Raw genomic sequence first — 14,689 nt, 5'->3', positions numbered from 1 at the left:
TCCCCCTCTATTGCTTTATTCCGTTGGTTCCGGGCATCTTCCGAAATTCTGAAAGCATCATCAAAACAGTAATCACTACAAGAATTGCATCTGTCAGGGCAATCGCCAGCCATACACCACGAATACCCATACCGCCCACCATCGGAAGGACAATACACAGAGGGATAAACAAAATAATCTGACGGAACAATACCAACCACGTCGCCTTATTGGCTTTGCCCAAAGACTGGAACAATGTCACAGCAATCAGAAAACTTCCCTGAAGAATATAGGTGCTGAACATAATACGGAAATTCGTTGCCCCCGAAACAGCTACACCTGGCGTTGTAATAAACATAGACAATACTTTACCCGGAAACAGTTCTGCCGGAATATAAAATACAAGGGATAGTATTGTGGCGGCAGCAATAAATACACGTGTCAGAGTTTTTACCCTGTCATATTCCTTTGCACCATAATTTGTTCCTGCCGCTGGCTGGAATCCCTGACTGATTCCCCATAATGGAACAAAAGAGAAATTCCAGAACCGAAGCGCCGCACCGAGAAGGATCTGTGAATTTTCCCCTCCATAATTAGCGGCTACACGATAAATGACTGTTTGCTGTACTAATGTCAATATCTGCATCAATAACGCAGATACGCCAACAGAAAGAACCTGCGGCAGAAGCTCTCCATCAATCCGAATACGTCCAATCTTTACATTAGGACTTTTCTTTCTGAAATACCATAACGTAATAACCGCCTGAACAAACTGTGAAAACACCGTTGCATATGCTGCCGCCTCGATGCCCAAACCGTAAGGCTTCAAAACTGTAATAAATATTGGATCAAGAATAATATTCAAAATGGCACCGCTGGCAATAATTGTCATTGCCTTTTTTAACTGACCCTCCCCACGAATGACCATATTAGCACTCTGGAAAAAATTCACAAACAAAGAGCCTGCAAATACGATCCGCAGATATTTTTCTGCATAATTTAAAATATTATCGCTTGCTCCAGCAAGAGATAAAAGCTGACGGGTAAACACCATTCCTACAATGGTATAAATTACTGACAATAAAAGTACCATTGCCACCAAATTTCCCATAATCTTTTTGATCGTTCTTTCATCTTTTTTACCAATCGCTCGTGAAAGTACCGAAGCGGAACCAACGCCCAGCATTGCGGCAGAACCTGCATTTATCAAAGTAAATGGATATGATACCGATACAGCTCCCATCTGAGCCGCACCTACCATCTGCCCGACAAAAATGGAATCCATCATGTTATATAACCCAACCACCACCATACCGAGAACTGCCGGAATACTAAGTTCAATCATCAGTGAAATTGGATTCTTTGTTAATAATTTTGTTCTTGTATCAAGTGACTGTTTCATCACTGTTACCTCCTTGTTTATTAGCCATGTCTAACCACCTAAAGTATATAAAATTCGGTTTGTTTTGTACGCTCCCAAAAGAAGAAATCACAATCCAATCGGAAGAATTAAGGGCAGAAAAGCCTTTTTTCTCTCTGCCCTCCGGCATCATTGTGCCATCTTCTCCAACACTTTTAATGCTTCCTCCAATTTCGGATTTTCAACATCTGTCTGCAAAGCCTCCCGGACACAGTTTCGGATATGTGCCTGTAATATTTGTTGGTTAGCGCTTTTTAACAGGGCTTGTGTTGCCTGAAGCTGATTGGATATGTCCACACAGTACCGATCTTCCTCAATCATCTGCAGAATACCGTCAATCTGCCCTCTGGCAATTTTCAATTTATGAATAACTTCTCCCTTTTTTGCTTTCATTGGAATTTCCTCTTATTGAATACTGATAAGCTGATAACCAGCATCCTCTACAGCCTCTTTCAACATGGCATCCGATACGTCTCCGTTAAGTTGAATACGTGCAGATTTCTCTGCAAGGCTGACTGTGACCTCACTGATTCCCGCAAGCTCTCTTAATGCTTTCTCCACGTGTTTTACACAATTCATACAAACCATACCTTCAATATTTAATACTTTTTCCATTTGACTCGCTCCTTTGTTTTCTTTTTTATCATTTTCCTGTCTAAATTCCATATCTGTATTTTCATGGGACGTATGCTTTGCCTTAAACCACCTAAGCCGCAGTGCATTCGACACTACAAATACGGAACTGAAACTCATGGCAAATGCTCCAATCATTGGATTCAATTTCAATCCAAATGGCAGATAAAACAATCCTGCTGCCACCGGAATACCAATGATATTATAAATAAACGCCCAAAATAGATTTTGCTTGATATTGCGTATTACCGCCTTGCTAAGTTGGATCGCCGTAGATACATCGAGCAAATCACTTTTCATTAAAACAATATCTGCCGATTCTATTGCAATATCTGTTCCTGCTCCAATGGCAATCCCCACATCTGCCCTTGCAAGCGCTGGGGCGTCATTAATTCCATCGCCAACCATCGTCACTTTTTTTCCACTGCCTTGCAAACGGCGGATTTCTTTCTCTTTGTCCTGCGGAAAGACTTCCGCTACAACACGATTTACACCAACCTGACGTTGAATTGCTTCCGCTGTTTTCCTATTGTCCCCGGTCAGCATTACCACTTCAATTCCCATACCCGACAATTCCTGGACTGCCTGACGGCTGGTAGGTTTTACAACATCTGCCACAGCAATCACACCCATCAGTTCCTTACCACGTGCAAAAAATAATGGTGTTTTTCCCTCTTCCGCCATAGCATCCCCAAGCGATTGCAAGACTCCTCCAGAAATGCCATTTGCCTCAAGCAATCTGCGATTTCCAGCAAAGCAAATCTCGTTTTCTATTTCTCCTATAATTCCCTGTCCGGGAACCTGTCTAAAATTTTCAACAGGAAGGAAAGAAATTCTCTCGTTTTCAGCTTCTTTCACAATCGACTCTGCCAGCGGATGTTCTGACAATTTTTCTAAGGATGCCGCAATCTGCAATAGTTCATTTTGTCCGATTCCATCTCTACATAGGAGATTCGTAACACTCGGCGTTCCCTCTGTAATCGTTCCGGTTTTATCTAAAACTACTGTATTGATGTTATGAGCTGTTTCCAAAGCCTCCGCTGATTTTATCAGGATACCATTTGCTGCCCCTTTTCCAGTTCCCACCATAATTGCCGTAGGTGTGGCAAGCCCTAACGCACATGGACAGGAAATAACCAAAATTGAGATTCCAATAGAAAGAGCAAATTCAAATCCATATCCCAACAACAGCCATATGATAGCCGAAACCAGGGCGATACTGATAACCACTGGTACAAATACCCCGCTTACTCTATCTGCCAATTTTGCGATTGGAGCCTTTGAACTTGTAGCTTCGTCCACCAGATGGACAATCTGCGAAAGCGTTGTATCATCCCCAACCTTTGTAGCCTGCATTTTAAAATATCCGGACTTATTCAAGGTTGCACCGATAACTTTATCCCCTATATGCTTTTCCACCGGAATACTTTCACCTGTTAAGGCAGATTCATCTACAGAAGAAGCCCCTTCTACCACTACGCCATCCACTGGCAATGCTTCTCCAGCTTTCACAATCAGCGTTTCGCCAGCTTGTACTTCCTCTACCGGAATCGTAATCTCCTGTCCATTGCGTTCAACAACTGCCGTTTTAGGGGCTAAATTCATCAGCTTTGTAATTGCGTCTGATGTTTTTCCCTTTGCACGTGCCTCCAGCGTCTTTCCTAATGTGATCAGTGTCAGAATCATGCCTGCTGATTCAAAATACAAATCCATCATAAAGCTGTGGACAGTTTCCATATCTCCATGTCCAAATCCAATCCCTATTTTGTAAATAGCATAAATCCCATAAATAATTGCCGCACTGGAGCCAATAGCAATCAGAGAATCCATGTTTGGAGAACCATGAAGCAATGTCTTAAATCCCATCTTGTAATACTTAAAATTCACAAATACTACAGGAATTAAAAGCAGGAATTGCGTAAAAGCAAAGCTCATTGCATTTTCCATTCCAAGAAGAAATGCAGGCAGTGGCCACCCCATCATATGCCCCATTGATATATAAAACAAAGGTATCGTAAAAACAGCCGATAAAAGCAGGCGTTGTTTCATTTGTTTATGGTCTTTCTGCGCCGTACTAATTTCTGGTTTTCCAGCCGCAACAGCAGGTTTACTACCACTCTGTGCAAGTGTTTTTGGAATTGCACCATATCCTGCTTTTTCTACCGCCTGAATAATTCCCGATGTATCTAAAATAGATTCATCATAAGATGCAACCATACTGTTTTTTAATAAATTAACAGATACTTCTTTTATTCCGGGAAGTTTACTCACGCTCTTTTCAATTCTTGCAGAGCAGGCAGAGCAAGTCATTCCTGTAACATCAAATTGCTCTTTTTTCAATTTCATCCCTTCTTTCTCTTTAAAATTGGGTACCCGTCCCCCGTAGGGAACGCAGTCATTATAAACACTGGATTTACGTTTTGTACGCTCCATAGGGAAGTATTTTTTATCCAAAAAGAAATATATTTTTTCTCTAAATCCAATCAGTAGGTTTTGCGATCCAAAAGGTAATATCTGTTTCCAATCCGTTGACTTTTTCCTTTATCGTGCATATACTTGCGGCATGAACGATTAAACATTCTTTTAATTGTTCAGTCATGTCAAACCAACTAAAATTACTAAGAAAGGGGAATAATCCTTATGAAAAAAACAATCAAGTTACTCGATCTTGACTGCGGACACTGTGCCGCAAAGATCGAAACTGCTGTAAAGAAGATTGATGGCGTCACAAATGTATCCGTAAACTTTATGAACCAGAAAATGATACTCGAAGCGCCGGATGACAAATTTGATGCTATCCTGACCGAAGCAAAGGCACTGATCAAAAAAATCGAGCCGGATGTAACTGTAAAGGTATAAACGAAGCTGGACACCGGCTGCCGTATCCCGGTAGCTGGTGTTTTTACATCAGAAAGGAGACTATAGATTATGACACGAAAGCAAAAACATTTGCTTGCACGAATTGTCATAGCGGCAATTCTATTTTTTGCAGGAAGCCTGTTTTACCTTCCTGAATATATGGAGGCAGGCATCTTCCTTATCTGCTACATTGTTGTTGGATGGGATATTGTATGGAAAGCAATCACGAACATTCTTCATGGACAGGTATTCGATGAAAATTTTTTAATGACGATTGCCACTATCGGCGCATTGGTTCTGGGAGAACATTCAGAAGGCGTAGCTGTAATGTTGTTTTATCAAGTTGGTGAATGGTTCCAGTCTTATGCCGTTTCCAAATCTCGAAAATCCATTGCAAGTTTAATGGATATTCGTCCGGACTATGCGAATGTACAGCGTAATGGGGAATTGATACAGGTCGATCCTGATGAAGTCCAAATTGGAGACACAATCATAGTAAAACCGGGAGAACGGATTCCACTGGACGGAACTATTCTGAAAGGTTCCTCTGCATTAGATACCTCTGCGCTTACCGGAGAATCCATGCCTCGTGAGGTAGAGCCGGGAATGGAAGTCATAAGTGGCTGCATTAACCAGACCGGGATTTTAACAATTTGCACAACTAAGGAATTTGGAGAATCCACCGTAGCAAAAATTCTTGATCTAGTAGAAAATGCAAGTGATAAAAAAGGACGGACAGAGAATTTTATTACCCGCTTTGCCCGCTACTACACCCCTGCTGTAGTATTTGCGGCATTAGCTCTGGCAATCCTTCCCCCATTTATTACCGGACAGGCATTCAGCATATGGATTTACCGGGCATTAACTTTTCTGGTTATCTCCTGTCCTTGTGCGCTTGTTATCTCCATACCGCTTAGTTTCTTTGGTGGTATTGGGGGAGCATCTAAAATCGGTGTTTTGGTAAAAGGCAGCAATTATCTGGAATCATTAGCTCATGCTGAATATGTGGTTTTTGATAAAACAGGGACTTTGACAAAAGGCTCTTTTGCTGTCAGTGAGATTCATCCAAACGGCATAAAAGACATACAGCTTTTGGAACTTGCCGCATACGCAGAAGATTATTCTAATCATCCGATTTCGCTTTCCATAAAAAAGGCATACGGAAAAGAGATCAACCATAATCGCATCGGGGATATTCAAGAAGTTGCAGGACACGGTGTGCGTACTGTCATTGACAATAATACAGTTCTGGCTGGCAATGCTAAACTAATGAAACGAGAAAACATTCGTTATATCCCTTGCACTTCCATTGGTACGGTTGTTTACATTGCCTGTAACGGCAAATATGCCGGATGTATTGTCATTGAGGATGAAATCAAAACAGATGCTCCAGCGGCAATCAAGGATTTGAAATCTTCCGGTGTACGCAAAACTATTATGCTTACCGGAGACGCAGATGCCGTAGGTCAGAAAGTTTCTGCCCGTCTCGGTCTGGATCAGGCATATACGGAACTTCTTCCTGCGGATAAAGTTGAACGGGTAGAGGAACTGTTGAAACAAAAAAGCGAAAAAGGAAAACTGGTATTTGTCGGAGACGGAATCAACGATGCTCCTGTGCTGGCACGGGCAGATGTAGGAATTGCAATGGGCGGTTTGGGTTCTGATGCGGCGATTGAAGCGGCTGATATTGTTTTAATGACAGACGAGCCCTCCAAAATTGCCTCTGTAATACGAATTGCTAGAAAGACCATCCGCATCGCAAACCAAAATATCGTATTTGCTTTAGGTGTAAAATTCCTGGTACTGATTTTAGGGGCTGTGGGATATGCAAATATGTGGGCTGCTGTGTTCGCTGATGTTGGTGTTTCTGTTATTGCTATTTTAAACGCAATTCGTGCCATGAAAGTAAAACGGTTAGACGCATCCACGCTGTCTTAACTGGTTTAGAAATGCGCCGCATTTTGAAGTAAAAGCGGCGCATTTCCTCAAACTTCCGTTGGATAAGGAATTAGATTATTGATTTGTCGGACAGGATATTTCAAATAACGCATCAACAGAACGATGTAATAATTTTGCCTGCGGGGTATCTGAAAGGGTGTAATATACCTCTTTTCCTTCTCTGCGGCTAATAATAATTCCACTTTTCTTTAAAATACGCAGATGATGGGACACAGCCGGAGCGCTCATGTCAACAGCCGCCGCTATGTTGCATACACATTCCTCGCAATGGCACAAGAGCCACAAAATCCTTAAACGTGTTGAATCGCCAAGCTGCTGAAACAAAAAAGATATATCCTGAAAGCCCTCTGCCGAAGGCATATTATCTAAAACTCGTTCGATATTCTGCCCATGATTATGAGGCAGATTATAATGCGGCATATCAATCAACTCCTTCCTTAAACTATGATACTCACCTAAATTTTATCTGTCAAACAGCTTTTCACAGATTGGAGATATATTATGAGCCAACCACAAAATATTACTTTTGACGTTCCAAACGCCTTTGAATTGGAGAAACTGAGTGAACTACATAAGGCTATGGGCGATTTCACACGTATGAAAATCCTCTGGCAATTAATGCAGGGCGAACAATGTGTCAATGACCTTGCAAAAACACTATCCCTTACTAATTCTGCCATATCTCATCAACTCCATGCACTCCGGATTACAAAATTAGTCCGTTCCCGCAAAGCAAGAAAACGGGTATTTTATTCCCTGCAGGATGAACATATCCAATGGATACTGGAAGAAACCTATGCTCATATTTCAGAACGATAAAACGCAGCCCCGTAAACTATAATGGGGCTGCGCCAAATATTTTTTACAGGTTTTCATATGAAACCAGTTCACTCATCGCAATACGATGTGCTTCAAAACGGTTCCTGTCGGCAGGCTCTTCATCCGAATAGCCGATAACCAGAATATTGATTGGTTCCAGATTATCAGGAAGCGTAAATTCCTTCCGAAGTACGTCCGGATTGAAGTAGCAAACCCAAACTGTGCCAAGTCCCAGTTCTGTCGCTTGCAACATCATATGGTCTGTCAGGATCGAAGCATCAATGTCACCAGTCTGCTTTCCATCAAACGGACGTACCCATGCTTTGTCATGGTCAGCGCAGACAATAATCGCCAAAGATGTTCCATAAATATTTGCGGCCTTACCAATTTTAGCAAGACCTTCCTCGCTTTGGACAACGATCAAATGAACGGGCTGGAGATTCGCGGCTGTCGGAGCCACATGAGCAGCCTCCAGAATTTTTTCCAGTTTTTCAGGCTCTACTTTTTTGTTGTTGTAATCACGCACAGAGCTGCGGCTCTTTGCAATATTGATAAAATCCATAGTATTTCAATCCTTTCTGTTGTAATATAAATGTGTCAACCAACTATAAACTTATTGTAACACCAAAAAGAAAAACCACAAGAATGCACTTTTTTGATAGGCACTATCAAAAAAGATAGCGCCCTTGTCAAAGGAGAACTCATAATGAAAGATAAACAAATACATTTTAATTGTCCGGTAGAAGCCTCCCTGTCACTGATCGGCGGTAAATACAAGCCTCTCATTCTCTGGCATCTGATTGATCAACCTTTGCATTACATGGAACTGCAACGCTTAATACCAAACGCCACCCCAAAAATGCTTTCCAGCCAGCTCCATGATTTGGAGGATTGCGGAATGATTCATCGAGAGGTTATTCCCGAAAAACCGCCAAAGACAATTTATTCTCTTACACCCTTTGGTAAAAGCGTTATCCCCATTCTGGATGCTCTATGCCAATGGGGAAAAAACTATCTTGACGGACTGGATGTAAAAAGTCCATGCTGTTCAAATTAGTATAAAGTTTTCTACTTGCAAAAACGAGTATAGATAAATATATTTGCTATACCCGTTTTTGTTATTTCTAATTCTAAATTTGTGACTGCCGTATATAATTGCAAAGTACCGTAAAGTCTACTTCTGGATTTTTATTTAAGATTTTCTGTAAAGCTCCTTCTGCTTTTTTATGTAATTCTTGATTGTTCAAATCATCCAACATGAAAAAAATGTTAAACCGCCTGCCGATCACAAACAGGAGTTTTTCATTTGCTGGTAAATTCAAAAAGCGATTAATATCTGACAGCATTTTCTCCTTGTCCGTCCGTAAATTTCCTCTTACTTCCAAAAGCAGATTTATAATATGTTCATTTACATAGTAGCTGTCCATTTCTTTTAATTGCTGCAGGAACCTCTTTTGCTCTATCATAATCTCTTCTTCGGATTGTAATGTGAAAGAGCCTTCTCTTACAAATTCTCCCATTTTAGATTCTGGCTTAATTCCCGTCGCATGAACACGAATAAAATCTGGCCGAATAACATTCAATGCTTCTGCCGTTCTGGTTGCATTTTCTTCTGACAGTTCCTTTCCCCCAATCCCCAACAGAATAAATTCCGACAGTATCATATCTGCCTCTTTCGCCATACACCCACTTTTCACAGCCGTATCCGCATTAAACCCTTTGTTAATAAGTTTCAAAATTTGGTCTGAACCAGTCTCTATTCCAGAATAAATATGATTCAGTCCGGCTTCTCGCAGTATCCTTAATTCTGACGGACTTTTCCGAGTAATACTGTCAGCACGAGCATAAGAAGTAATATATTGTATATCTGGAAAATATTGATGGATTGTTTCCAAAATGCGAAGCAGATAATCTGTCTTTAGCACCAGCGCATCTCCATCCTGCAAAAAGCAGGATATAATCTTTTTCCCTTTATAAAACTGTGCCTGTTTTTCAATATCCTCTATAATTTCTTCTATTGGTCGCATAGAGAAACGCATAGACTTATATAGTCCACAAAAATAACATTTATTCCAGTGACATCCTCTTGTAACTCGCACCAACAAACTATTACTTTCTGAAGGTGGACGGATTGGCCCGATTTCTATATTTTTCATTCGCTTCACCCTTTCTGAATATTTAAATCAAAAGTAACACTTCCTAAAATCTTCATCAAGAATGTACTTTTTTGAAAGGGACTATCTTTTGGGAAAGTACGTCATACAATTACATATCTCATATAAATCTTTTCCTTTTCGCTATTACCATTCCCTTTAAATAATCGGCTTTTATTATGAAGGGCTTTTCTACTTTTTCAGAGCAAGTTTCGCCTGAGTAACTCAAAACTCACTTCGTGGCTTTCGACTTTCCGGCAATCTTGATGGGGATTCTGCTCCCCATACCCTCAGATAATACAGTTTTCACTAATATGCATACTTGGCTCCTGTAAAAAAACAGTCGCATCGTGATCATATCTATCACGAAAAATCCATAAATTTTTTTATTGTGTTACCGCCTGATATTTTCAAATCGGCTTTATATATAGAAATATCTTTATTTTGAAAGGAACTATAAAATGGCACGACCAAAAAAAGATAAAAACTTACGGCATACTCGTCATATCATGCTCCGTCTCACCAATACTGAATATGAAATAATTGCAGAAAACGCAAAAGCTGCAAGCCTCCCGTTAGCAGAGTATGTCCGTAAACAAATAACAAATAAAAAAGTAATTGTGAAATATGAAATTGTGGCAGATTTACCGGAGTTAAAAAAATTAATTGCTGAATTTGGAAAGATTGGTAGCAATCTGAACCAGATAGCTCGTTACTTTAATACTGGTGGACTTCATTCCCAGGAAATGCGCAACGAAATCAAAAAGAGCATTACTGAAATTTATAAATTAAAATACGAAGTAATAAAACTGGCTGGAGATTTTATCACTGTCAATGCAAATAATAGAAATAGCGCAGGAGAAAACTAATATGGCAATCCTGAAGCATATTGCAAGCAAAAATGCCGATTATGGAGAAACTGAACGCTATCTGATTTTCCAACATGATGAATATACACAAAAACCAATTCTTGATGAAAATGGGAATATGCTTCTTCGTGAAGAATATTATCTGGATGGTATAAATTGTGATCCGTTTACATTTGATGCAGAATGTCGGGAAACTAACGCTTTCTTTCATAAAAATCAATCTTTTAATGAGATTAAGTCGCATCACTACATCATCAGCTTTGATCCTAAAGATCAGGAAGAACATGGTCTGACCGGAGAACAGGCACAGAAACTTGGCGTAGAATATGCCAGAGAGAATTTTCCCGGACACCAGGCTCTTGTCTGCACCCACACTGATGGTCATAATGGCAGCGGAAATATTCATGTGCATATTGTAATCAACAGTGTGCGAAAATATAATACAGAACCACAGCCCTATATGGAATTTGACCGGGATTCAAAAGCCGGATATAAACATCATCTTTCTGACAGATACAGAATCTACTTAAAGCAAAAAGTTATGGATATGTGCCGTTCCAATGGACTAAACCAGGTAGATCTTCTGAACCCCGCAGAAAAGAAAATATCTGAAAAAGAATACTGGGCAAAACGCAGAGGTCAAAAAAATCTCGATGAACACAATGCAGAACTGAAAAAGAAAGGACTTACTCCAAGACAGACAACATTTCAAACGGAGAAGCAATACCTTCGTGATGCGATTGATGCAGTTGCTTCACAGGCAACATCACAAGAAGAATTTTCCAGATTGCTGTCTGATAGATATAATATCACATTTAAAGTCAGTCGTGGCAGATACAGCTACCTGCATCCTAATCGTCAAAAATACATCACTGGAAGAAATCTCGGAACGCTTTATGAAGAAAATCATCTTATGCAGGTATTCCAGGAGAACTCCAACAGGCAACACGCTGAAAAGTCACATTCTACTGACAGACCAGTTACAGATTTTTCAGAACAGTCAAAATCGTCAGCTTCTGTCCAAACTGACGAAACTACACACTCTTTCCTTTTTATAAAATCTGATTTACGACTTGTAACAGATTTGCAGCACTGTATCAAGACACAGCAAAGTCAGGCATACGCACAAAAGGTAAAGCTGTCTAATCTTAAGATGATGGCTCAGACAGTTGCCTATGTACAGGAACATGGTTTCCAGAGCAAGGAAGATTTAGATACTGCCCTTTCCAATGCCTCTGCCCAAAGCACTGATGCCAGAAATACTCTGAAATCCACAGAAGACGCTTTAAAAAATATAAATGAACAGATTCATTACACCGGACAGTACCTTGCCAACAAATCCATCTATTCCGATTACCGAAAAAGTCGAAATAAAGAAAAATTTTATGACGATCACCGGGCAGAACTCACTCTTTATGAGTCTGCTCTCCGAATACTCAGAGAAAAATCACAGGGTCAAAAACTTCCTACCCTGAAAATGTTGCGTGAAGAAAAAAATCGTTTAACAAAATTGCAGACCGTACAGCGGGATGAATTTAACACCCGGCGTGAATATGAACGGGAACTTCGTACAGTATGCTCTAATGTAAATATTATTCTTAGGCACCCGCATATCCAAGAAACTCTGCACGAAACCTCACAAGGACATTCCTACTTCCGCTAAAAATCTCAATGAGAAAATTTCCAAATTATTTTTCATTTTCTCCATTGACTAAATTCATTTTATCGCATATACTATAAATAGGAAAACAGGCGACATCCTGTTGGTGTGGCTGACACCTAAAATCCGAAACGAAAGCCGAACGTGGATCGGAGAGTTGGCAGGCAACAGAAAAACCTGAAAGCAAAGCCAGACATATGAGCTGGAGTGTTGGCGGACAACAGAAAAATCAGTCTATAAGGGAGATGCACAATGCTACGGCATTGTAATCTCCCTTTAAATATTTTTACAGATTTCAGAGGTCATAACATGGCAAAATATACCAAACAACAAGCTATTTCCATCATCACAGATTGTGCCGTTAAATATAAAGAGAATCTTGACGGATATCAGCTTTTATTCATTTTAAAAGATAAACATAAACATATTTCTTCTTTGGAAGTAAGTTTTAATCCGTATAATTTTCTTCACCTGACAGGCATAAAATTAGCAGATAAAACTACTGCTACTGATTTTTATGAGCGTTGTTTGAATCATAAGTTAAGTCCCGATGATTTTTCATTTGCCCCTGATGGAACTACACAATTAAAACTAGAAATTCTGCCACAACTTATGGTCAAAAATATCTCTGCAAAAATGGTTGGAGATTTCAATGGCTGCAACCCGAAATTATACACTGAAAAACTAGCTGGTGGCGTAAAAGCCTGTCTTGGCTTTGTAAAAACTCCTTATTCTGAATATGTACCAAATACGGTGTTAAATATAGATATTCGGACTGCTACCAGACTTCCATTACAGGTCATTGCTACATATCGCCGGAAAAGATCTGACTCCGTATATAACGAATTAGTTTACAAAGCGAAAAAAATAGACTGGGACAATATCACTTTTCCAAAAGATTATGATTACCTATCCAAACCAAACATGTAAAATTAGCAGTTCAATAAATAGAGGGAACACAAATTATTCTTCTTATGTGTTCCCTTTATTTATTGAACAAATACTTTTTATCTGTTTTTGCGTTATGAATTTCTCCTTTTTTCTTTTCGTACTTTATATTTTACTCCATATTTCTGAAAATATAGTTCACGTAATTCTCTATTTTTCATAACATCTTTAGCTACAATCCATGTCAATTCTGCTTGTATTTGTTTATCATTTTTATCAATTTGAGGAAAACATTTTTTTATAGTTTCCACATCTCCAGCCCATATAGCTTCGTTTATTTTTTCAAATAATCTATCTTCTTCGCTTTCTTCCATATCTTCAAATGCTTCTGGATGTTCTGCATAATACTCAGCTTCTGCTTCTGCCCTCTCAGCCCATTGTTCTACATATTCGTCTGAAAAAAGATATACTTCATTATAATATATATCGTCTAAATGAGTCTTGATCCACTTGTTTTCTGCTTCTATTTGTACTTCAATAAACTTAAACATTCTTGCTAATCTATTCATAAACAACAACATACAATGATTTAAATGGACGCTAGTATAATACTTGTCTTTATCCAACATATTATTATCACTCAACATATGGATACATTTCTTACATTCATTTATCAGTGTAAAATGTTTTAAGTTATCATATTCTTCTTGGGTAATAATATTGTCCAACAACAGGCTTTCAAACGGTAGACCTTCATACTGACTAATTATCTCTTTAAAATACACCAAAGAGATAGTTGAAAATTCTTCTAATTTTCTCTTTTCTTTTTCCTCAGTAATACTCTCTATATCAATCTCCTGCATTTTCTTAAAAAAATCTGAAATTTCTTTTGTTTCTTTCATAGGAATAAAAAATAATGTCTTCTTTTCTTCTCTTACTCGATATTCATCAATGTTTAATATAATATGAATATATAGCTTTCTTACTGAATCACACAATGGACTAAATATCATCTTTTTATATTTTTGTAATTTTTTTCGCTCGATTTGGGCATTTATAATTTCCAGATATAACGTAACTAATGCTGATGTAATAATTCCTGTTCCAATTCCAACAGCAATATTTCTTCTGTCCGAATCATTAATCCAACATGATGTGTATACTACTACTGCTCCACCAAATATAATTGCAATAATCGCAACATAGTTCCAATTTCTTTTTTCAAAAAAAGCCTTTATTTTCGTCATTACTGAAATTAAATTTCTTTTTATTTTCCATTTTTTTATCCACACTATATTCAGTTTCTCCATACTTCTATTAATTATGTCTTGCTTTATTATAATATCATATATCCCTATCTATTTAAAGTTTATGGTGTATATTAAATTATTACCTTTGTAGGATTACAATACATGTGTTACAACTGAATAATTAAAAAGCGGAAATACCT

14 protein-coding genes are annotated in these 14,689 nt (G+C 38.8%); 7 read left to right on the top strand and 7 right to left on the bottom strand.

Translation table 11 applies throughout. The annotated features are described in order from the left end of the window. Positions 1 to 7: 7 nt before the first annotated feature. From LI112_RS06670 to LI112_RS06660, 3 genes are all read right to left on the bottom strand, one after another. Positions 8 to 1,381, bottom strand: coding sequence for an MATE family efflux transporter (locus LI112_RS06670; protein WP_117440240.1), 1,374 nt, complete (start codon positions 1,379 to 1,381; stop codon positions 8 to 10). A 147-nt stretch (positions 1,382 to 1,528) separates the two neighbouring features. After that, positions 1,529 to 1,792: a metal-sensing transcriptional repressor gene (locus tag LI112_RS06665; RefSeq protein ID WP_005338394.1), complete on the bottom strand. Its 264-nt coding sequence runs from the start codon at positions 1,790 to 1,792 to the stop codon at positions 1,529 to 1,531. 12 nt (positions 1,793 to 1,804) lie between these two features. Further along, entirely contained in the window at positions 1,805 to 4,378 is a 2,574-nt protein-coding gene (locus tag LI112_RS06660) for a heavy metal translocating P-type ATPase (protein ID WP_227190385.1), read from the bottom strand. Positions 4,379 to 4,672: 294 nt separating this feature from the next. Here LI112_RS06660 and LI112_RS06655 point away from each other — a divergent pair, with 294 nt between their 5' ends. Continuing rightward, positions 4,673 to 4,891 carry a heavy-metal-associated domain-containing protein gene (locus LI112_RS06655; RefSeq protein WP_005338397.1) on the top strand — a complete coding sequence of 73 codons (219 nt, stop codon included), beginning with the start codon at positions 4,673 to 4,675 and terminating at the stop codon, positions 4,889 to 4,891. A gap of 69 nt (positions 4,892 to 4,960) precedes the next feature. Next, positions 4,961 to 6,829 (top strand): heavy metal translocating P-type ATPase, encoded by a 1,869-nt coding sequence (locus tag LI112_RS06650; protein ID WP_117547093.1) that lies wholly within the window; start codon positions 4,961 to 4,963, stop codon positions 6,827 to 6,829. Positions 6,830 to 6,904: 75 nt separating this feature from the next. Here the strand turns inward: LI112_RS06650 and LI112_RS06645 are convergent, their stop codons facing one another. Beyond that, positions 6,905 to 7,270 carry a helix-turn-helix transcriptional regulator gene (locus LI112_RS06645; protein WP_005338402.1) on the bottom strand — a complete coding sequence of 122 codons (366 nt, stop codon included), beginning with the start codon at positions 7,268 to 7,270 and terminating at the stop codon, positions 6,905 to 6,907. Between the two features lie 81 nt (positions 7,271 to 7,351). Here LI112_RS06645 and LI112_RS06640 point away from each other — a divergent pair, with 81 nt between their 5' ends. Then, complete coding sequence (locus LI112_RS06640; RefSeq protein WP_005338410.1) at positions 7,352 to 7,669, top strand: helix-turn-helix transcriptional regulator; 318 nt, start codon at positions 7,352 to 7,354, stop codon at positions 7,667 to 7,669. A 43-nt stretch (positions 7,670 to 7,712) separates the two neighbouring features. Here LI112_RS06640 and LI112_RS06635 read toward each other — a convergent pair whose 3' ends face one another. Further along, positions 7,713 to 8,231, bottom strand: coding sequence for a nitroreductase family protein (locus LI112_RS06635; protein WP_227190384.1), 519 nt, complete (start codon positions 8,229 to 8,231; stop codon positions 7,713 to 7,715). Between the two features lie 144 nt (positions 8,232 to 8,375). Here LI112_RS06635 and LI112_RS06630 point away from each other — a divergent pair, with 144 nt between their 5' ends. Beyond that, positions 8,376 to 8,726, top strand: a complete 351-nt coding sequence (locus LI112_RS06630; RefSeq protein ID WP_005338419.1) for a helix-turn-helix domain-containing protein — start codon at positions 8,376 to 8,378, stop codon at positions 8,724 to 8,726. A gap of 73 nt (positions 8,727 to 8,799) precedes the next feature. Here LI112_RS06630 and LI112_RS06625 read toward each other — a convergent pair whose 3' ends face one another. Beyond that, entirely contained in the window at positions 8,800 to 9,825 is a 1,026-nt protein-coding gene (locus LI112_RS06625) for a radical SAM protein (RefSeq protein ID WP_005338421.1), read from the bottom strand. Between the two features lie 458 nt (positions 9,826 to 10,283). On the opposite strand from LI112_RS06625, the gene mobC reads away from it, so the two are divergent. From mobC to LI112_RS06610, 3 genes are all read left to right on the top strand, one after another. Beyond that, the gene (gene mobC / locus LI112_RS06620; RefSeq protein ID WP_121054939.1) at positions 10,284 to 10,691 is read left to right on the top strand and encodes a plasmid mobilization relaxosome protein MobC; all 408 of its coding nucleotides are present in this window, start codon (positions 10,284 to 10,286) and stop codon (positions 10,689 to 10,691) included. 1 nt (position 10,692) lies between these two features. Continuing rightward, entirely contained in the window at positions 10,693 to 12,354 is a 1,662-nt protein-coding gene (locus LI112_RS06615) for a relaxase/mobilization nuclease domain-containing protein (RefSeq protein WP_173906709.1), read from the top strand. A gap of 306 nt (positions 12,355 to 12,660) precedes the next feature. Further along, positions 12,661 to 13,281, top strand: coding sequence for a PBECR4 domain-containing protein (locus LI112_RS06610; protein ID WP_062807209.1), 621 nt, complete (start codon positions 12,661 to 12,663; stop codon positions 13,279 to 13,281). Between the two features lie 92 nt (positions 13,282 to 13,373). Here LI112_RS06610 and LI112_RS06605 read toward each other — a convergent pair whose 3' ends face one another. Further along, positions 13,374 to 14,549, bottom strand: a complete 1,176-nt coding sequence (locus LI112_RS06605) for a hypothetical protein (protein ID WP_118699024.1) — start codon at positions 14,547 to 14,549, stop codon at positions 13,374 to 13,376. Positions 14,550 to 14,689: the final 140 nt, after the last annotated feature.

The organism is Blautia sp. 210820-DFI.6.14 (assembly GCF_020558815.1).
Taxonomy (GTDB): domain Bacteria; phylum Bacillota; class Clostridia; order Lachnospirales; family Lachnospiraceae; genus Blautia_A; species Blautia_A obeum.
Note: the sequence above shows the minus strand (reverse complement) of the source record. Positions and strands in the feature narration are given on the sequence as shown.